The organism is Paraburkholderia domus (genome assembly GCF_905220705.1).
Lineage (GTDB): Bacteria > Pseudomonadota > Gammaproteobacteria > Burkholderiales > Burkholderiaceae > Paraburkholderia > Paraburkholderia domus.
In genome coordinates this window covers 212,683-231,342 of sequence record NZ_CAJNAT010000001.1, presented here as the reverse complement: position 1 = coordinate 231,342, position 18,660 = coordinate 212,683, and the positions used below count along the sequence as shown (strand labels likewise).

Sequence of the window (18,660 nt, the reverse complement as noted above, 5' to 3'; positions counted from 1 at the left end):
GGAGACAAAACGATGGTGTCGAAAAGAAAGCCCTTTCACGCGAAGTTACTGATTGCGTTGTCCTGGGCGACACTCACGGCGGCATCGGCGCACGCGGCCGATGTTCATGTTCTGGCCACGGGCGCCCTGTCTGCCGCTTTCCGGACTCTCGGACCAGGCTACGAGCGCGAGACGGGTAATCACCTCATCGTTTCATGGGGCCCTTCCTATGGGACTTCTGCGGACGCACTGCCTATGCGCATCAGGAATGGCGAAGCGATGGATGTCTGTTTCATGATGGGTGCTGCGCTTGATGGACAGATCAGGCAAGGCAAATTCATTGCGCAATCGCGCGTTGATGTGGCGCAGTCGCGCATAGGTGTTGCGGTGATGGCTGGCGCGCCGAAGCCGGACGTGAGTACGGTGGAACAGCTGCGCAATGCACTGCTGGCGGCGAAGTCAGTGGCGTTCTCCGAAGGCGCGAGTGGAGCCTATATCACCGGCACGTTGTTTCCGAAGCTTGGCATCGCGGATCAGATGAAAGCAAAGAGCATCCAGATCAAAGGAAAAGAACTGGTCGGAAATGCTGTCAGGCGGGGCGACGCGGAACTCGGCCTCCAGCAGATCAGCGAGCTTCGCGCCATCGATGGAATCCAGTATGTCGGGCCGCTTCCGCAGGAAGTTCAGAAGACGAGTGTCATATCCGTTGCAGTAGCGCGTGACGCAAAAGAACGTGCGGCGGCTGAAGCGCTCATCGCATATCTGAAAACACCAGCGGCCTCGGCAACGCTTGAAAAGACCGGACTTGATCCGGTAGCCGAGAGCAAATAAAGCGCATTCGCTCGTGTACTGCGGCCCCCACTACGGACCGCAGGCTCAACCTTAATTTTCCATATTGGACCCCGCGAGGCCCGAAGGAGACGTCATGACATTTAAAAGAATCGCAATCCTGGTTTTACTCGCAGGCTTGAGCACGGCCTGCACCACGCCTTCAGTATCGAGTCAGAGAATTGAGCGAACAATAGTCAAGCGGGGCGACGTACGGATTGAGACCATCAGTCAGGGCAAAGGTCCCGTCATTGTCATCCTGCCGTCGTTGGGTCGCTCCGCTGAGGACTATGACGAGGTTGCCCGGCTGCTGGCGACCGACGGCTTTCGCGTCCTGCGCCCCGAGCCCCGCGGCATAGGGCAGAGCAAAGGGCCAATGGAGGTTGACATGCATGCGTTCGCCGCAGATGTCGCATCCGTACTCGACCAGGAAAAGACTGGCCCGGTTGTGGTCGTTGGACACGCGTGGGGCAGCCAGCCGGCGCGCATGCTGGCAGTCGATCGTCCCGATCTCGTGCGCGGCCCTGGTGATGGCTGCCGCGTCGGCAGGCAAACTGCCTCCGGGCTCGACGGAGAAACCCTATGGACGGTTGCGCGAGGCGATCGACGGTTCGGGAAATCTGGCGCTACCCGAATCGCAGCGACTCACGTACCTCCGGCAGGCGTTCTTTGCCCCGGGTCATGATCCGCGACCGTGGTTGACCGGGTGGTTCCCACAAGCGCACGAGGCGCAGGCCCACGCGCGGGACATTACCCCTGTTGACGCCTATTTCGCTGGCGGTTCGGTTCCTATCCTGGATCTGCAGGCTCAGTACGACGCCGTGGTCGTGCCGAATGTATTCAAGCCGATGCTGGGCGAGCGCGTGACGGTCCAGGTTATCGATGATGCCGGTCATGCGATGGCACCCGAGCAGCCGCGCGCGATGAGCGCCGCAATCGCGCATTTTGCGCGTCGCATTTACGCACAGTGATCACAGAGATAGTCGCCTTGTCCCGCCACAAGGATGCTTGAGGAGAAACACAATGAAACTCGTAAAGTACAGCGGTGCTTTGATCGTCGCAGCGACGTTATCATCCCACGGGTTCTGGTGCAAATAGGCTGATATGCTGTCCTGTTCAATAAATAAGGCATCCATACGTATTGGAGACGTCGCGGCTTCACCGGCTGTTTGCACCAGAACCTGACTGGCGGTATCTTCAACTTCACCGCCAACATAGCCGGGATCGCCACGCCGATCGTGATCGGCACAATCGTTGCGATCACGGGTTCGTTCTATTGGGGGCTCATGTTCATCGGCGCCGTGGCTGTGCTGGGCGCGGCGTCGTACATCTTCATTCTCGGCGATGTCAAGCGCATCGAATTGCCCGAGGCAGGCGCCGCGGGAAGGATGTCGTGAGGGCCGCTCGAGTGGTGTATGTTTGATCTACCGCGTCAATCTTTCGAGGGCAAACAGATGGGGCTTTCCAATTACGCACGTGAAGACATCGGCAATCTTGTGCTGCTGGAACACGTCAATCTCACGATCCCGGACCAGCGTCTCGCGACCGCGTTTTATGTCAGTGCACTCGGTCTGACGCGCGATCCCTTCCTGATGACGGGAGTGACCAACATGTGGATCAACGTCGGCCGCTCGCAGATTCACTTGCCACACGGCGACCCACAGCGTCTTCGCGGGCATGTTGGGCTGATGGTGGGCAAGCGCGCGCCGCTGATCGAGCGGCTACGCGCCGTCGAGCCCGTGCTGGAGCAGACCCGATTCGGATGGACCGAGCGGGACGACCGCGTGGAAGTGGTCTGTCCATGGGGGAATCGTTACGACTGCCTCGATCCTGATGCATGCACAGCGAGCGACCCGTGGGCGGGCATTGACCTTGGCATCGGGTATGTGCAACTCGATGTGCCCGTCGGCTGTGCGATGTCGATTGCTGGGTTCTATCGGGAGATATTCGATGCGTCCGTCGACGTACTTGAGCGCAACGGTTCGCTACAAGCCGTGATCGCGGTCGGTAGGCATCAACAACTCGTCTACGCGGAAACCCTCTCGGCAAGCCAGGAATACGATGGGCATCACATTCAGCTCTATGTATCCGATTTCTCCGGACCTTATGAGCGGCTCGCCGGTCGCGGGTTGAGTTATGGGGAGGAGACGCACCAATATCGCTTCGCCGAGCTCGTCGATCCTGTAAGTGGAAGGCATTGCTTCACGCTTGAGCACGAGGTGCGCAGTTTGCGACATCCACTGTACGCGAGACCCTTGGTGAACCGGAACCCGGATCTAACAAACCGTAACTACAGAATGAGCGACGAGGGGTTTGGCGGGGTGTTCTGATTGGTAGGGCGAACCTGACTGAGAGAAGCGAGTACCGTAGTTGTGCCGTTGATTTGCATAAGCCTGATCGGGAGGTCCCCGATGTGAAGGGCCGGAGCGGCGCCAATGTGAATCACTCAGGGCGTCGTAGCGAAGTATGGGTAGGCCGTGTTCAGGCAGAGCGGGAGTCAAACCTGGTGTGTGCGGTGATGGAAATGGACTGGCGCCGCCGGCCACGAGGCCGGCGGCGCAAAAACGGGCGATTTCCCGATGGGTTACCGGCTTTGGCGCCGAATTGATGACTACGACGACCGCTCTTCGGCCGTACGTTCGCCGGCCTCGTCCGCTGTCTCTACATATATCGCACACTCGGGGCAATTCTCAGCCGCGAGTTCCGCCAACTCTTCCAATTCCTTCGGCAGTGTCGATTGAATTCGTACGGTAGCGTAGCCACCACTGTCGAGTCCAAACAGTTCCGGGGCAAGACGGCTGCAATTGTTGTGGCCGTGACAGAGGCCCGGCGTAATGCCTATCTTCATGGTGGTCACCTGTAGTGTGCGATATGAGATCGTGAAGACCCGCGACTGTTTCCAGCAATAGACTGCCGCGGCTGGCGTACCGTCACGAGCGGCCGCGAGGGCAATAGCGGACCTGAAGCGAACAGAACGCGTCGAGTCCCCATGGGCCGTTCTCTATGCCGATGCCGCTCCATTTCCAGCCGCCGAACGGTAAATGCGGCTGCACGACCAGGTGCGTATTGACGTACGCGCTTCCGCAATCGAGCTGGGCGGCCACGCGTGCCGCACGCTCCTCGTCCGAGCTCCACACCGATCCGGACAATCCGTACGGCGTTGCATTGGCCCGTGCGATCGCTTCGTCGAGATCGCTGTAGCGCAGAACGGGTAACGCCGGACCGAACTGCTCTTCATCGACGATGCGCATGCCCTCACGCGCCTCGTGCAAAATCGTCGGCTCGAAGAAGTAGCCCGGCCTGTCCATCGCGTGTCCGCCGGCGGCCGCCAGTGCGCCGTCAGCCAATGCATCGGCGACGAGGCTCGACACCCGCTCGAACTGTGGCTTGTTGTTGATCGGACCGAGCTGCACGCCATCGTCCATGCCGTTGCCAACCCGTGCGCGACGGGCGCGCTCAGCGAGCGCTTCGACCACCGCATCGTGCAGCCGGTCCGGTACGTAGACGCGTTTGATTCCCGCGCAAATCTGCCCGTTGTTCGTGAACGCTCCCCAGAAAATGCCGGCCGCGACGCGTGAGGGATCGGCATCATCCAGCACGATCGCGGCGTCGTTGCCGCCCAGTTCGAGGGTGATGCGCTTCAGATCCGGAGATGCGGCAGCGGCGACCGCTTTGCCCGTTGCAACGGATCCTGTAAAGCTGATCTTGCGAACTGTCGGATGACCGGTCATCCACGCACCCAGCGCGTCGCCGCCGCTGACCACGTTCAGTACACCAGATGGCAAATGCCCGGCGATGATTCGCCCGGCGGCGAGTGTCGACAATGGCGTGAACGGCGAAGGCTTCAACACGATCGTATTGCCCGCGAGCAGTGCGGGTGCGAGCTTCATCCCGAGAAGAAGCAACGGGAAATTCCACGGCGTGATCGCGGCAACGACGCCCAGCGGACGGCGCACGAGCACTGCCCGACCCCGTGCATCGTCCTGGAGCGTCTCCGGCTGCAGCGGCAGCTCCGCGAAATAGCTGAACCAGCGCGCGGTCTCGGTCACTTCGAAGGCGGCCGCCATGAGCGGCTTGCCTTGTTCTTTTGTCACCAGTTCAGCAAGCTCCAGCTGTGCCGCGATCAATGCATTAGCAATGCCTTGCAGCGCCGCGCGGCGCACGCTGTCGTCGCTTACGCCCCACGACACGAAAGCGCGCGCCGCACTGGCCATCGCGTCGTCGAGCTGATCCTGTGTGCATTGTGGGGCCTGCGCAAAGACCTCGCCGGTGGCGGGATTGACGACGTCGAACCACGAGGCAGCGGTCGTCTCGCCGCCGTCGATCGTCATGTTGTAGAGGCTCATAAAAGCTCCAGATTGGAAAAGGGTGGCGTTGCGTTCGGTCAGAACCGCAAGACGGCGCGTGCGCCGCGTCCAGATGCACAGTAGTCGAGTGCATCGTTGACGGCGGGAAACTCGAACGTGCGGGTCACCAGTTCGTCGAGCTTCAACAGTTTCTGTTCGTAGAGACCAATCAGGCGTTGCACTTCGCGATGAACGTGCGCGGAACCGTAAAGCGAACCGCGAATGGTTTTCTCGGTCATGACGATGCCGGTAAACGACGGCACGTTGACCACCACATCGTCGGGGCCCGCACCGACCAGCACGGCACGGCCGCCACGCCGCGTCATGCGGATCGCGTCGCGCACTGTGTCCTGATGGCCGACCACCTCGATGGCCGCATCCACGCCGCGTCCCTCTGTCGCCTTGCGAATCTGGCGGATCAGGTCGGCGCCTGGCTGTAGCGTCAGCGTCGCGCCGAATTCACGGGCGAACGCGAGCCGTTCCTCACTCGGATCGATCGCGATGATCTGGCTCGCGCCGCTGATACGCGCGCCTTGTATCGCGTTCAGACCGACCCCGCCGCAACCGATCACTGCAATCGATTCGCCGACCGCGACGCGGGCCGTGTTGACCGCCGCGCCGAACCCGGTCAGCACGCCGCACCCGATCAATGAAGCTGGGGCGAGATCCATCTCGGGCGGCAGTTTGACAGCGGCGCGGGCGGGCACGACGCAATGCCTCGAGAAGGTTCCGAGCCCGGCCATGTGATAGACCGGCTCGCCGTTCCATCGGTAGCGAGTCGTGCCGTCAGGCATCGTGCCGCGCGCCATCGCCGCTGTGCCCGAGTCGCACAGCGACGGCTGCTCGTGCTGGCAGTAGAAGCATCGGCCGCATTGGGTGAGCCAGCTCAACACGACGCGATCGCCCGCAGCGAGTTCGGTCACGTCTTCGCCGACTTCGACGACCGTGCCGGCGCCTTCGTGACCGAGAACGACGGGCAATGGATTGGGCAGGCGCCCGGTGAAGACGGACAGATCGGAATGACAGACACCCGATGCGCCGATTGCGACGAGCACTTCGCCGGCGCGCGGCGGTTCGAGATCCAGATCGATCATCCGGATCGGTTCGCCCGGACGGGTGAGGACGGCGGCTTGCGTTTTCATAGGTGAGGATGTTTTCGCGGAGAGTAGAGGGACGATGGGCGGGTATGCCGGCCAGTCAGCGGTCGACAGCGATCAGAACCTGTTCCGGTCCGCGCGTTTGACCGGCGGTCCATTCGACCGCGTCCGGCGCGGTGAGATGGAAATTCGGCACCACACGCAACCATTCTTCGAGCGCCACGCGCAATTCGAGGCGCGCCACGTTCGAGCCGAGGCAGCGATGCTCGCCGGAGGAGAACGTCAGATGCCGGTTGCGTTTGCGATCGAGCTTGACGGTGTCGGGCTCGTCGAACACGGCCGGATCGCGATTGGCGGCGGCCAACGGCAGAATCACGCGTTCCTGCGCGGCAATGCAGCGGCCGTGCAGTTCGACCGGCTCCGAGGTCAGGCGCGCAATCGAAACCGGCGCATAAGCGCGCAACAATTCTTCGACCGCAGTGGTGCGCATCATGTCCGGCTGCGCCAACAGCTGCGCGCGATCGTCTGGGTGCGATGCGAGGTGCCACAGGCTCGCGCCCATCGCGCTCCAGGTCGTATCCGCTCCGGCCAAAACGAGCAGGAACAGGCTGCCCAGCATGTGCTTGCGACTGAGCGGTTCGCCGTTCAGCTTGGCATGGGCGAGATAGCTGATCAGATCGTCTCCCGGCGCGCCCGCGCGTTCCTCGAGAAGCTTCTCCAGATACGCCAGCTTTTCCTGCACGACGGCGCTGCGCACCTTCTGGTCGAGCGGGCCAAGCCGGACCAGTCTGACGACCCAATCGACAAAACGGTTCTGCGCGTCGAGCGGGACCTTGAGAATGTGCGATATCACCGAGAGCGCGAGCGGGCGCGCGAAATCGCCGACGGCATCGCCTTCACCTCGCTCGGCGATGGCGGTGGCGAGCCGGCGTGCTTCGTCGCGCACGAACGGCTCCAGTTCGGCAATCTTCGCGGGCGTGAAGAAAGGCGCGAGCAGATCGCGATGCGCCTTGTGGTCTTCAGGACTCGACGTGAGCGGCGGCAAAAAGAGTTCATGTCCGATTTCCGGAATCGGTCCGGCCACTTCGACGGCGCGTGACGAAAAGCGCGCGCCGTCGTGAGCGATGTCGCGCACGTCGTCATAACGGGTGACGACCCATGAGCCGCCCCACTTGTCACTGTGCGCCACGGGGCAACCGCCTTGCCGCATTGCAGCCCACAGCGCGTCTGGGTCGTTGGCGTAGTCGCCCGCGAAGATGTCGTAGCCGTCTTTTACGTTGCCTGCGTTCGTTGTGTCGCTCATGAGTGTCTCCGGTGTCGTTCCCTGTCACGTGCAGTTAACACTACATATAACAATCCAAAATGTCAAAGTGTGTAGAACGTTTTACGGGGTATTCGGAACGGCAAAATACCTTCCGGCTGTCGTCGGAGATCGCCGATAACCTGCTGGCAAAGGTCGCTACGCCGATGCCGCGTTTACACCTATCGAGGTTGACGCAAGCGATGAACTAGACTTGGTTATGTTCTACACAAAAATGAACATGGGAGCGAAGTAGGTAGACTAAATTCTGTGTGCAGCGCGGTGTTCCTGCAGCCCGTAACAAACATGGCGCGCCACAGCCCGCATTCACTACAATCGATGGAGCGAAGCGATGGGCGTGGAGGTTGGATTGGCCGGCTCGTACTGGGCGAAAGACACATCGGTCGAGGTGCTGGACTGCACCCTCGGCGATCTGTTGCGTAAGGCAGCGGCCGAGGTGCCGGAGCGCATCGCACTGGTCGAAGGAATCGAAGACCACGCGGTGCGGCGGCGGTGGAGTTATCGCGCGTTGCTCGAAGCGGCCGAGCAGGTGGCCCATGCGCTACTTTCCCGTTTCGCGTCCGGCGAGCGGATTGCGGTGTGGGCGCCGAACTGCCCCGAGTGGATCCTGTTGCAATACGGCGCGGGGCTCGCGGGAATCGTTCTGGTGCCGGTCAACCCGGCTTTTCTCGCGGACGAACTCACGCACGTTCTGAAGACGTCGGAAGTCGCTGGCGTCTTCTACGCATCGGTCTACCGCAATAACGATCTGTCGGCGGTCCTCTCGTCGGTGCGCGCGCGCCTGCCGCATCTGCGCGAAACGGTGTGTCTGAGCGACTGGGAGGACTTCGTCGATTCGGCCAGCGCGAGCACGCCGCTGCCGGCAATCGCCCCCGGCGACATGGTGCAGATTCAATACACGTCCGGCACCACGGGATTTCCCAAAGGCGCCTGTCTGCATCAACGCGGCATCGTCAACGCATCGCGCTTCGCCGCGTTGCGCGCGGGCTTCGGCGACGGCGGCGTGTGGATTAACGCGATGCCGTTGTTTCATGTGGGCGGCTGCGGGGTGTCCGCAGTCGGTGCGCTGGCGCAACGCGGGACCTTCGTGCTGATGCCGGGCTTCGATGCCGCGAAGATGCTGGAAATGATCGAAAGCGAAGGGGGTACGGCCACGCTGGTCGTGCCCACAATGCTGGTTGCGATGCTCGATCATCCGGACCGGCCGCGCCGCGATCTTTCGTCGCTCAAGCTGATTCTCTCTGGCGCGTCGGCTGTCCCTGCGACGCTCGTCAGGCGGACGACCACGACGTTCGGCTGCAAGTTTTCGATCCTCTTCGGTCAGACGGAACTGAACGGCGTCATTACGCAAACCGGCGGCGACGACTCGCCGGAGGATCAGGCCGAAACAGTAGGCCGTCCGTTACCGCAGATGGAACTGAAAATTGCCGACCCGATCTCGGGCGAAGTGTTGCCGCTCGATACGTCGGGCGAAATCTGCGCGCGCGGCTATCAGACCATGAAAGGCTATTTCAACGCGGCCGATGCGACCGGCGCCACGCTGCGCGAAGACGGCTGGCTTCATACCGGCGATCTCGGAGCAATGGATGAGCGCGGCTATGTACGCGTCACGGGCCGGCTCAAGGACATGATCATTCGCGGCGGCGAGAATATCTATCCGCGTGAGATCGAAGAGGTGCTGTTCGATCATCCCGGCATTGCGCACGTGTGCGTGATAGGTCTGCCCGACGAGCGGTGGGGTGAAGTCGTGGCGGCAGTCATACGGCTCTCGGCTAACGACGGGACGGCTCCTGATGCGGCGCCTCCTTGCGCGGCATTTGTCGACGGCTTGCATGCGTGGTGCCGCAGCCGTCTCGCCGCCTACAAAACGCCTGCCGTCTGGTTCTTCATCGACGAATGGCCGCTCACCGCGAGCGGCAAAGTGCGCAGGCACGTGCTGCGCGAGCAGATCCTGGGTGGCGGCCATCGTGGGCTAGTTGCCACGAAGACGCCCGTGCAACCGGTCGGTTGATCAGGTTGGCCTCATGAGCGCACGCCTCGCCCTCGCGACAGACACCTCGACGCGTGCCGCCTCCGCGGATACCGCTGCGCGGCGCATGAATTCCGGTAGCGCTCGCTCTTTGCTGCTCACTTTGCTCGGCGAATTCGTTCGGCCCGGTGGACGCGCGGTCTGGACCGCCACGCTCGTTCACGCGATGGGCGGAATCGGGATCACGGAAAAGTCGGTGCGTCAGGCGATCGCGCGCGCGGGGGCGTCGGGATGGATCGAGGCGCACCGGGTCGGCAGGGAGACCTGCTGGTCGCTGACCGGGCACGGCCGCCGCATCATCGACGAAGGTGCGCAGCGCGTGCAGTCGATGAGCCGCAATGCGCCATGGGACGGCCGCTGGCTGGTCGTCGCGATTTCGCTGCCGGAATCGCATCGGCCCGAGCGCATCAAGCTCTATCGCGCGCTGTCGTGGGCGGGTTTCGGCAATCCGATGCCGGGTATCTGGGTCAATCCGCACACGGAACGTTAAGAAGAGACGCATCGCGTGGTCGAGAAACTGGGTCTGGCCGCCTTCACGTGCGCATTCGCTGGGTCCGGGTTGCGTTTCGGTTTGACGGACCGGCAGTTGGTCGAAAAGTCATGGGACCTGGAGTCGGTCGCGGCACACTATGACTCGCTGCTCGAACAGTTCGGCAAGCTGCGGCCTCGCTCCGATGACTCGGTGCTGTTCACGCACGTCAAACTGGTGAACGCGTGGCAGCGCGTGCCGTTCATCGATCCAGGTTTGCCAGCCGCCTTGCTGCCGTCGCGCTGGCGGGGCCGCGAGGTGGCCGCGAAGCTCGAGTCGTTGCGCGAGCAATGGAGCGGCGCGGCGCATGCTCGTTGGGGGCAACTCGCGGGCGCCGCGCCGGTGCTCTGAGCGGCGTCGTGTCGACTCGTTGCGCTAGCGGTTGGTGATCCTGGCTGGCAGCAGGAACGTGAGCAGGCAGCCCAGCATGGCGAGCCCGGCGAATACCACGAGCCCGGCGCTGACGCTATGCGTGGCATCCTTGATCCAGCCGATGAGGAAGGTCGCGAAGAACCCACCGAGGTTGGCCACCGAGTTGATGAGCGCAATGCCTGCTGCCGCGGCGCGTCCTTTCAGCAGACTGCCGGGTATCGCCCAGAACACGGGAAACGACGCAAAAATGCACGCATTGGCGACAGTCAGGAGTGCGAGCGTGATGAATGTGTTGTCGAGAAAGCGTGCCGCTATGGGGATGCAGACGCCCGCGGTGAACAGCGGAATGATCAGGTGCCAGCGCCGCTCGCGATGTTTATCCGAACGTTTCGCGAGCACCAGCATCAACAGGATCGCCGCGAGGCTCGGGATCGCGGTGAGGAGGCCGATCCGCAGACTGCCTTGTACGCCCGACTCGCGAATAATGGTCGGCAGCCAGAAGCCAATCACGTAGATGATCAGCGCCAGCGTCATGTTGATCAGCGACAGCACCCACACATAGCCGTTACGCAACGCCGGGCCGGCGCCTTCGTGCTTCAGCATCGGCGGATGGCGTGCCAGATCGCCGCGCAGCGCGTCTTTTTCGCTTGCAGTCAGCCAGGTCGCCGCCTGGGCGTCGCGCGGCAGCAGCATCAGAACCAGCAGCCCGAGCATGATCGACGGGATGCCTTCGAGAAAGAACAACCATTGCCAGCCCGTCCAGCCATGCACGCCGGCGGAGGCACCCATGATCCAGCCTGACAGCGGGTTGCCGATCAGACTCGCAAGCGGCAGCCCCATCAGAAACAGCCCAACTGCGCGGCCACGCAAATCCGGCGGATACCACTGCGTCAGATAGAGCAGCACGCCGGGCAGAAACCCCGCCTCGGCCGCGCCGAGCAGAAAGCGCACGACATAGAACTGCGTTGGCGTGGTCACGAGCAACGTGCACATCGACAACGCACCCCAGGTGATCATGATGCGGCTGATCCAGAGTCGCGCGCCGAAGCGGTGCAGCAGCAGGTTGCTTGGCACTTCCAACGCGACATAGCCGACGAAGAAGAGCCCCGCGCCGAGTCCATAGACCGTTTCGCTGAAGTGCAGATCGACCGACATCTGTAACTTCGCCAGACCGATGTTGATGCGGTCGAGATACGCGGCGAGATAGCAAAGACAGAGAAACGGAATCAGCCGCCAGGTGATCTTCCGGTATATCGACGCCGTCGTTGCAACGGGCAACGCGATGCCGGGCGCTTCATAAGTCGGTTGCATTTGGTTTTCCTTTGAGCTTGCACGTGCGGTGGCGGGAGGGCAACAGGAGCGACGCCGCGTGACCTAGAATTTGTGCCGCAAACCGATGCGTACCGCGAGCTGATTGGTCGTGGAGGAAGCCGGCAGCGAGTACAGGTTGGCCACCTTGGCATCGCCACCCGCATGCTGGTAAGAGATCGACGTGTAGACGTCAGTGCGTTTGGAGAGGAAGTAATCCACGGTGCCGCTGACTTGCTGGTACTTCGGCTTCATGCCGGAATCCACCAGCTTGACGTTGCTCTGTGCGAGCGCGGTGGTCAGAAACAGCGCGGGACTCGCCGCGTAACTGCCGAAGACTTCAAAGTTGTCGACATTCACGGGCGAGGTGGTGACGTCGAAACGCACATGGCTGTAGGTCGCACCGACGGTGAATTTGCCGATCTGGTAGTTACCGGACACGACCGCGATCTGTTGTTTGAGTACGGTGCCAGTCTCGTAGAGAGCCGGAAGCGACGGATAATCCGAGCCGGAAGTCCCGGACACACCCACCGCGCCCGTCGTGTTGCCGGCGGGTTGGTTCAGATCCTCATAGGCCGCGGCAATCGAAAGCCCACCGTGTTTGTAGCTTGCCCCGACGTTCCACACCCGGTTGGTCGCAAACGAGCCTGCCTCATTACCGAATGCGTAAATACCGCCGAACGAAAAGCCACCGTAGCTCGGACTGATGTATTTGACGGCGTTGCTAAGACGGAACGTGTGCTGGAGGTTGTCGTTATCCTGAACATGCCCGGAATAGACACCGAGATACGGTACCGAGCTGACCGGGATGACGAAATCCGCGATCAGGTCGTATTGCCGGCCGACCGACACCGTGCCGTACTGATTCGACAGGCCAAGATACGCTTGCCTGCCAAATTCGCGGCCGCCTTGCATGAAAGTGCCGTCGAACAGGTTGAAACCGCTTTCCAACACCGCGACGCTTGTCAATCCACCGCCCAGGTCTTCAGTGACACGCAGTCCCCAGGCGTCGCCCTGCATCACGCTGCTGGCGGTCTGCCAGTTCGATGATCCTTTCTGATTGTTGGTATAGGTGAGGCCCGCGTCGATCAGGCCATAGAGCGTCACAGTCGCGTGCGCGGCGCCTGTGAACGCAAGACAGGTCATGCCTAAGGCAATCTTCTTCATCAACGTCTCCAAATGATCAAGATTTTTTTGTTATACGTAGGACTAAGGAAAGTGATCTGGGGTGGCGCTTTTCGTCGCCGCGATTCGTTCATCGCGGAACATGGGTCGTTTGCGGAGCGCTTCTGATGTGCTACATTATGCGATATCAATTTACATCGCATGTAGCATTTATGCAGCGACGTGTTTACCCTTAAGCACCGATTTCTGGCGTCGGGGAATGCGTTCGCCAATCCACCATGGAGCAGGGACACATGAAGCTCAATCCGTTCATCGATCTGCTTGGTGCAAGGGTCGAAGTGTGGCGTGACGGCTATGCCGAGATCGTTTTACCGGTCACGCCGAGCCTGCAGAATTCCGGTGGCATTCTGCACGGCGGTGTGACCGCCGCGCTGCTGGATTCGGTGTGTGGCCTCGCGGGTCTGTTCAATCGCGAAGCGGGGAAGCAGCGCGTCGGCTCGACCCTTTCGCTGACGCTCTCGTATCTGGAGAAGGGCGTGGGCACGCATATCGTCGGCAAGGGCTACGTTCAGCGCGAAGGCCGTTCAGTGTTCTTTGCCAACGGCGAGGCGTGGACCGATAGCGGTGTGCTTATCGCCACCGCGCAAGGCGTGTTCAGCCACGCCACGTTTGCGGCGTGAAGCAGAGGGCAGCGGCTCACGTGGGCGCGCTTCGCTGCTTGACGTAGCCGTGGCAAACTGCCTACCATCGGACGTTTTTACAGCACCCTCCATTTTTACGTTCGTCAGATCAGGAACGCGGCATGGCAGATTCGTCTCACAACGCAATTGAATTCGGCGACGAAGCCGATACCGCAGAACGCGTCACGCCGGGCAGCGCTCGCTCGCTTCTGTTGACGCTGCTCGGCGAGTTCGTCGTGCGCGAGGATCGTCCTGTGTGGACGGCTGCCTTGCTGCACGCATTAGAAGGTGTTGGCGTGGCCGAGAAAGCGGCTCGCCAGGCGATTGCGCGTGCGGCAACAGCGGGATGGATCGAGAATGCACGCGACGGCCGACGCGCCAGCTGGTCGCTGACCACGCGCGGCCGCGATCTGATCGCAGCGGGGTCGCTGCGTGTGAAGTCGCTGGCAGGCGAGGCGTGGAACGGTCATTGGCTGGTCCTGCATCTGTCCTTGCCCGAAACGCATCGCACGATGCGCGTCAAAGCCTATCGCGCGCTGAGCTGGTTGGGCTTCGGCAATCCATCACCGGCACTGTGGGTCAACCCTCACGTGAACAGACAGGCTGAAACGAAGGCGGTACTTGCGGAGCTGGGTCTGTCGGGGGTGGCCTTCGGGTTTGTCGGCAAATCGTTCGATCTCGGGGTGAGCGATGCTGAACTCGCCCAGCGAGCATGGAATCTCGACGGCGTGTCGGAACACTATCGCGAACTCGCATCGATCTTCCAGAAGATGCGGCCGCGCTCCGACGACGCGATCCTGTTTGCGCACGTGCAACTGGTCAATCAGTTGCAACGCCTGCCCTATATCGATCCCGGTTTGCCGGACATTCTGTTGCCGGCCGGTTGGCAGGGGCGCCAGGACGCCGCGAAGCTAGGCACGATTCGGGCGCGCTGGCAGGACGCCGCCCATGCGAGGTGGACGGAGCTAACCGGCACCGCGCCGGCGCGGTAACCGGCCTCAGCAGTTGGGAGTGACACGCGAAGGCTCCGTGAGCTGCGTGTCACGCGGGCCGGCCGTTGCGTCGGCTGCGGGCCATTGTTCGACGAGTTCGCGCTTGAGAATCTTGCCTGACGCATTGGTCGGCAACGCGTCGAAGCGCAGCCACCAGCGGGACGGAATTTCGAAGCGACCGAGTGTCGCGCCCGCATGCGCCGCGAGATCCTCCGGGCGTATCGTCGCACCCGGCCGCAGCACGACGGCGGCGGCCACTTCCTCGCCGAGATCGTCATGCGGCAATGCCACGACGGCGACTTCGAGCACGTCCGGATGCGTAGACAGGCAGCGCTCTACATGAGCCGACGCGATATTCTCGCCGCCGCGAATGATGATGTCTTTCGAACGACCCACTACATAGAGTCGATTCTCTTCGTCGAGACGGCCGAGGTCGCCGGTACGAATCCAGCCGTCCTTGTCGGCGATCGAGGCTTCTTCGCCCCAATAGCGGCTGGCCGCCGAAGGCGTGCGCGCGCAGATTTCGCCCACGCCGTGCGGATCCGCTTTATCGATCCTGATCTCGACTACCGGCAACGGCCGGCCGACGCAACCAGGCCGCCCTTGCAACTCCGCACCGGATGCCGCGGCCAATACGCCGCCGGCCTCCGTCAAGCCATACAAGCTGTTGACACGCTTCTTGATGAGCGGAAACGCCGCCTGAATTTTCGCGCGCAGTTCGGGCGAGACGGCGGCGCCGCCCATCGGGATCGATTTGACGCTGGAGGTGTCGTAGTCGGCGAAGTGTTCGAACTCGATCACGCGTGACACCATCGTTGGAATGCCGCCCCATACGCGTACGCGTTCCTGCTGGATCAGACTCAATACCTTTTCGGGTGTGAAGCGGCCTTCCAGAAAGATCAGGGCGCCGCCGGAGAGCAGCGTCGAGAAGCTAATCTGAATGCCCGACAAATGAAACAGCGGAACGGTCAGCAAGCTGGTCGTGCCGGCGTGGTCCGGGCCCAGTTCATCCGGCAGGCGGCCGGTCAGCACCAGCAGATTCTGGATGTTCGCGATCACAGCGCGATGCGACATCACCACGGCCTTGGCGGCGCCTGTTGTGCCCGAACTGAACATGAGAATGGCCGGATCGTCTTCCGCGATATCCGCGTCGGGCAGATGAAACATCGCGTCTGCGCCATGTTCCGCGTGCAACTGATCGAAGGCAAGCCGTGTATAGCCGGCCGGAAAGGTGCGGTCGGCGGGACGGTCGCTGAGGATGAGCGCGGGCTTCACCAGATCCACTGCGTGAGCCGTTTCCGTGTCGCTCCACCAGGCATTGCCGAGTGCGGCGACGGCGCCCAGACGCTGGGTGGCCCAGAACGCGAGCAGCCACTCGACGCTGTTGAAGCCGAGCAGCATCACGCGGTCGCCGGTCCGCACGCCGGCCGCGCGAAGCTGTGTCGCCACTACGCCGACGGCACGCGCATGCGTCTCGAAGCTGAGGCGCCGCTGTCCTTCGACGAGAAACGGCCGCTCGCCCCAGCGCAGGCTATCGGTCAGCAATTCGCCGAGCGAGCGCGGCCGGTTTCGATAGGCGCGGCAGGCATGCTGATCGACCGTGATCGATTCGACATCGCGGCCCCAACGTTGGGATTGACCGGCTTCGGTCATGATTTCCGCCATTTTTTACCTCTGTGATTGGATAGAAAGCGCTGCGCGCGTGAGATGCATTGCGTGGTTCAGGAACCAGCGCACTGGCGCGCGGCGAGACCCAGCGCGCCGAGGACTTCGTCGGTGTGTTCACCCACGGCGGGCGACGCGGCCACGCGCGAACGTCGCTTGCCGTCGAAACGGATCGGCGCTTCTACCGATTTCACCGGTGCCGAACCGGCGCCGGTGTCCACTTCAATCCATGCGCCCGTGGCGGCGGCCTGCGCGTCGTCGATCAGATCCGCCGGCGTTTGCACCGGCGCCCACCACACGCCGTGTTCGTCGAACACTTCGGCCCAATGCGCGAGCGGATGCGCGGCAAACGCGGTGTCGAGCATGGGAATGAATTCAGCGCGATGCTTCGCGATCGCCCGGGCGCTGTTGAAGCGCTCGTCGCTCAGCAAATCGCTGCGGCCGATCGCGGCGAGCACCGAGGGCAGATGGCGTTGCGCCTCCACGCCCACCAGGAAGAACCAGCGGCCGTCCTGCGTGCGATAGGAGTTGTACAGCGGCGTACGCGACTCACCGCGCGGATATGGCGGCTTGGGGTTGCCACCCATGGCTTGCACGCCGAGTTCGCCGCACAGCGCCCACATGCCGGTGCGCAATAACGACGCCTCGACGAATTGGCCCCGGCCGGTGCGCTCGCGCTCCAGCAATGCCGCCAGGGTGCCGGTCGCCGCCGTCATCGCGGTGAAGCTGTCGCCGATGCCTTGCATCAGGGCAAGCGGCGCGCTGTCCTGCTGCGTGATCTCGTGCGAAATGCCGGTGCGCGCGAAAAAAGCCGCCACGTCATAGCCTGGGCGGTTCTGGTCGGGACCACCCCAGCCATATGCGCTAACCGAGCAATAGACGAGCCGGGGATAGCGCTCGCGAATCGCCTCGGGTGTCAGGTCGAGACGCATCAGTGCATCGGGGCGCAAGTTGGTGAGCAGCACGTCGGCGCTGGCCAGTAAGGCGTCGAACGCTTGCATGCCCGCCTCGGATTTGATCTCGAGTGCCACCGATCGTTTGCCGCGATTGGCCGCCAGAAACGCACCATTGGGCGTGTCGCTGCGCGCACCGAGCGACGAGAAGATCGCCCGCATCGGTTCGCCGCCCGGTGGCTCGATCTTGATCACGTCCGCACCCCAATCGGCCAGCAGGCCGCCGGCGAGCGGCCCGGCCATCCAGTGCGCAAATTCGATCACCCGTATGCCAGCCAGCGGCTGTGCGCCTTGATCGTGCGGCGCTGCATGGGCGCCGTGCGTTGTCTCGCTCATATCTGTTCTCCAGGGTTTTCCAGAAGCATCCCGATCGATAAGGCCTGAAATGCGGCACTTGCGAGAGATCGGGTTGGCCTTGAAAAAATACTACATACGTTGATACTATTAGTCAAACGATGTAGCATTTATTCGGGCGCTGGCACAGTGGGCCGGATTGAACGGTCGACGGCCCTGTCCTCGCGGTTGGCAACTTTTTGCATGGAGCTATGTATGGAACCAGCGATCCTGGTCGAGAAAGACGGTCCGGTTGCGCGGTTGATCCTCAATCGCCCCGAAAAGCACAACGCGCTGAAATTCGACGACCTCGACACGCTGGTCGAAGCGCTTCACGAAGCGGAGGCCGACGACGACATCAAAGTCATCATCCTGAAGGGGCGAGGGCAGTCGTTCTGCTCGGGACACGATTACAACGACGCAGTGCGCTCATACGGGCTCGAGGTGACCGAACCTGGTGTGAAGCCGCGCCGGCCGAGTCAGCGCTCGCGCTTGCTGCGCGATCGTAAGCTCGGCGAGAACTACATGGCGTTCCAGTACTCGCTGAAGCCCGTCATCGCGCAGGTGCAGGGGTGGTGCACGGGCGCCGGGCTGTATCTGGTGGAACTGGTGGACCTCGCGATTTCTGCGGACGACGCCCGCTTCAGCCATTCGGAACAACGCCTCGGGCTCGCCGGCAATACGTGGCATCTGAATACGCAGATCATGACCTATGGTCCGAAGAAAGCGCGTGAATTACTACTGCTGGGTGACAACTTCGACGGCCGCGATGCGGAACGCCTTGGCCTCGTGAATCAAAGCGTGCCGCAGGAGCAACTCGAATCCACCGTCGAAGACTGGGCCCGCCGCGTCGCGCAGCATCCACGCGACGCGCTCGTCACCGGCAAGGCAATGTTCCAGATGGCACTCGACAGTCTCGGTGGCTCGCAGCAGTTCTATCGTGGCTATGTGGGCCACACACTCGGCACCAATCTTCGTCTGGAAGAAGATGAATACAACTTTTTGCGCGAGCGGCGCGACAAAGGCACCACTGCTGCGTTTAAAGAACGCAACAAGGTGTTCGACTGATTCGCCGGCGTTGCGCAGACATCAACGGCGCCGTG

General features: G+C 62.2%; 18 protein-coding genes and 1 pseudogene. 11 read left to right on the top strand and 8 right to left on the bottom strand.

Annotation, left to right across the window (positions count from 1 at the left end; genetic code table 11):
• Nucleotides 1–12: 12 nt before the first annotated feature.
• From KHO31_RS00950 to KHO31_RS00935, 5 genes and pseudogenes are all read left to right on the top strand, one after another.
• Nucleotides 13–810, top strand: coding sequence for a molybdate ABC transporter substrate-binding protein (locus KHO31_RS00950; protein WP_201073176.1), 798 nt, complete (start codon nucleotides 13–15; stop codon nucleotides 808–810).
• A 94-nt stretch (nucleotides 811–904) separates the two neighbouring features.
• Nucleotides 905–1,492: an alpha/beta fold hydrolase gene (locus tag KHO31_RS00945; RefSeq protein ID WP_236071042.1), complete on the top strand. Its 588-nt coding sequence runs from the start codon at nucleotides 905–907 to the stop codon at nucleotides 1,490–1,492.
• Entirely contained in the window at nucleotides 1,398–1,778 is a 381-nt protein-coding gene (locus KHO31_RS39075; protein WP_236071091.1) for an alpha/beta fold hydrolase, read from the top strand. Before KHO31_RS00945 ends, KHO31_RS39075 begins: the two co-directional genes overlap by 95 nt.
• Nucleotides 1,779–1,988: 210 nt before the next feature.
• A pseudogene (locus KHO31_RS00940) lies at nucleotides 1,989–2,204 on the top strand (hypothetical protein); the annotation flags it as partial.
• Between the two features lie 18 nt (nucleotides 2,205–2,222).
• Nucleotides 2,223–3,137, top strand: a complete 915-nt coding sequence (locus KHO31_RS00935) for a VOC family protein (RefSeq protein ID WP_236061127.1) — start codon at nucleotides 2,223–2,225, stop codon at nucleotides 3,135–3,137.
• A 281-nt stretch (nucleotides 3,138–3,418) separates the two neighbouring features.
• Here the strand turns inward: KHO31_RS00935 and KHO31_RS00930 are convergent, their stop codons facing one another.
• From KHO31_RS00930 to KHO31_RS00915, 4 genes are all read right to left on the bottom strand, one after another.
• The gene (locus KHO31_RS00930; RefSeq protein ID WP_211622521.1) at nucleotides 3,419–3,655 is read right to left on the bottom strand and encodes a ferredoxin; all 237 of its coding nucleotides are present in this window, start codon (nucleotides 3,653–3,655) and stop codon (nucleotides 3,419–3,421) included.
• Nucleotides 3,656–3,737: 82 nt separating this feature from the next.
• A complete protein-coding gene (locus tag KHO31_RS00925) occupies nucleotides 3,738–5,153 on the bottom strand; it encodes an aldehyde dehydrogenase family protein (RefSeq protein ID WP_211622519.1) in 1,416 nt (471 codons plus the stop codon).
• A gap of 38 nt (nucleotides 5,154–5,191) precedes the next feature.
• Nucleotides 5,192–6,295: a Zn-dependent alcohol dehydrogenase gene (locus tag KHO31_RS00920; protein WP_211622517.1), complete on the bottom strand. Its 1,104-nt coding sequence runs from the start codon at nucleotides 6,293–6,295 to the stop codon at nucleotides 5,192–5,194.
• A 55-nt stretch (nucleotides 6,296–6,350) separates the two neighbouring features.
• Nucleotides 6,351–7,553, bottom strand: a complete 1,203-nt coding sequence (locus tag KHO31_RS00915) for a cytochrome P450 (RefSeq protein ID WP_211622515.1) — start codon at nucleotides 7,551–7,553, stop codon at nucleotides 6,351–6,353.
• Between the two features lie 349 nt (nucleotides 7,554–7,902).
• On the opposite strand from KHO31_RS00915, the gene KHO31_RS00910 reads away from it, so the two are divergent.
• From KHO31_RS00910 to KHO31_RS00900, 3 genes are read left to right on the top strand one after another with little or no spacing between them, the layout of a single operon-like run.
• Complete coding sequence (locus tag KHO31_RS00910) at nucleotides 7,903–9,582, top strand: AMP-binding protein (protein ID WP_211622513.1); 1,680 nt, start codon at nucleotides 7,903–7,905, stop codon at nucleotides 9,580–9,582.
• 13 nt (nucleotides 9,583–9,595) lie between these two features.
• Nucleotides 9,596–10,090, top strand: a complete 495-nt coding sequence (locus KHO31_RS00905) for a hypothetical protein (protein WP_211622511.1) — start codon at nucleotides 9,596–9,598, stop codon at nucleotides 10,088–10,090.
• Nucleotides 10,091–10,105: 15 nt separating this feature from the next.
• Nucleotides 10,106–10,480, top strand: a complete 375-nt coding sequence (locus KHO31_RS00900) for a PaaX family transcriptional regulator C-terminal domain-containing protein (protein ID WP_211622510.1) — start codon at nucleotides 10,106–10,108, stop codon at nucleotides 10,478–10,480.
• A gap of 24 nt (nucleotides 10,481–10,504) precedes the next feature.
• Here the strand turns inward: KHO31_RS00900 and KHO31_RS00895 are convergent, their stop codons facing one another.
• Both KHO31_RS00895 and KHO31_RS00890 read right to left on the bottom strand, forming a co-directional pair.
• Entirely contained in the window at nucleotides 10,505–11,812 is a 1,308-nt protein-coding gene (locus KHO31_RS00895; RefSeq protein WP_211622508.1) for an MFS transporter, read from the bottom strand.
• Between the two features lie 63 nt (nucleotides 11,813–11,875).
• Nucleotides 11,876–12,976, bottom strand: a complete 1,101-nt coding sequence (locus tag KHO31_RS00890) for a porin (RefSeq protein ID WP_211622506.1) — start codon at nucleotides 12,974–12,976, stop codon at nucleotides 11,876–11,878.
• A gap of 251 nt (nucleotides 12,977–13,227) precedes the next feature.
• On the opposite strand from KHO31_RS00890, the gene KHO31_RS00885 reads away from it, so the two are divergent.
• Both KHO31_RS00885 and KHO31_RS00880 read left to right on the top strand, forming a co-directional pair.
• Nucleotides 13,228–13,614, top strand: a complete 387-nt coding sequence (locus KHO31_RS00885; protein ID WP_236061125.1) for a PaaI family thioesterase — start codon at nucleotides 13,228–13,230, stop codon at nucleotides 13,612–13,614.
• A gap of 122 nt (nucleotides 13,615–13,736) precedes the next feature.
• Complete coding sequence (locus KHO31_RS00880) at nucleotides 13,737–14,606, top strand: PaaX family transcriptional regulator (RefSeq protein ID WP_211622503.1); 870 nt, start codon at nucleotides 13,737–13,739, stop codon at nucleotides 14,604–14,606.
• Between the two features lie 6 nt (nucleotides 14,607–14,612).
• On the opposite strand, the gene KHO31_RS00875 is transcribed toward KHO31_RS00880, so the two are convergent.
• The gene (locus KHO31_RS00875; protein WP_236071039.1) at nucleotides 14,613–16,271 is read right to left on the bottom strand and encodes a class I adenylate-forming enzyme family protein; all 1,659 of its coding nucleotides are present in this window, start codon (nucleotides 16,269–16,271) and stop codon (nucleotides 14,613–14,615) included.
• Between the two features lie 56 nt (nucleotides 16,272–16,327).
• Nucleotides 16,328–17,560, bottom strand: coding sequence for a CaiB/BaiF CoA transferase family protein (locus tag KHO31_RS00870; RefSeq protein WP_211622501.1), 1,233 nt, complete (start codon nucleotides 17,558–17,560; stop codon nucleotides 16,328–16,330).
• A 213-nt stretch (nucleotides 17,561–17,773) separates the two neighbouring features.
• Here KHO31_RS00870 and KHO31_RS00865 point away from each other — a divergent pair, with 213 nt between their 5' ends.
• A complete protein-coding gene (locus KHO31_RS00865; RefSeq protein WP_201073165.1) occupies nucleotides 17,774–18,625 on the top strand; it encodes an enoyl-CoA hydratase/isomerase family protein in 852 nt (283 codons plus the stop codon).
• Nucleotides 18,626–18,660: the final 35 nt, after the last annotated feature.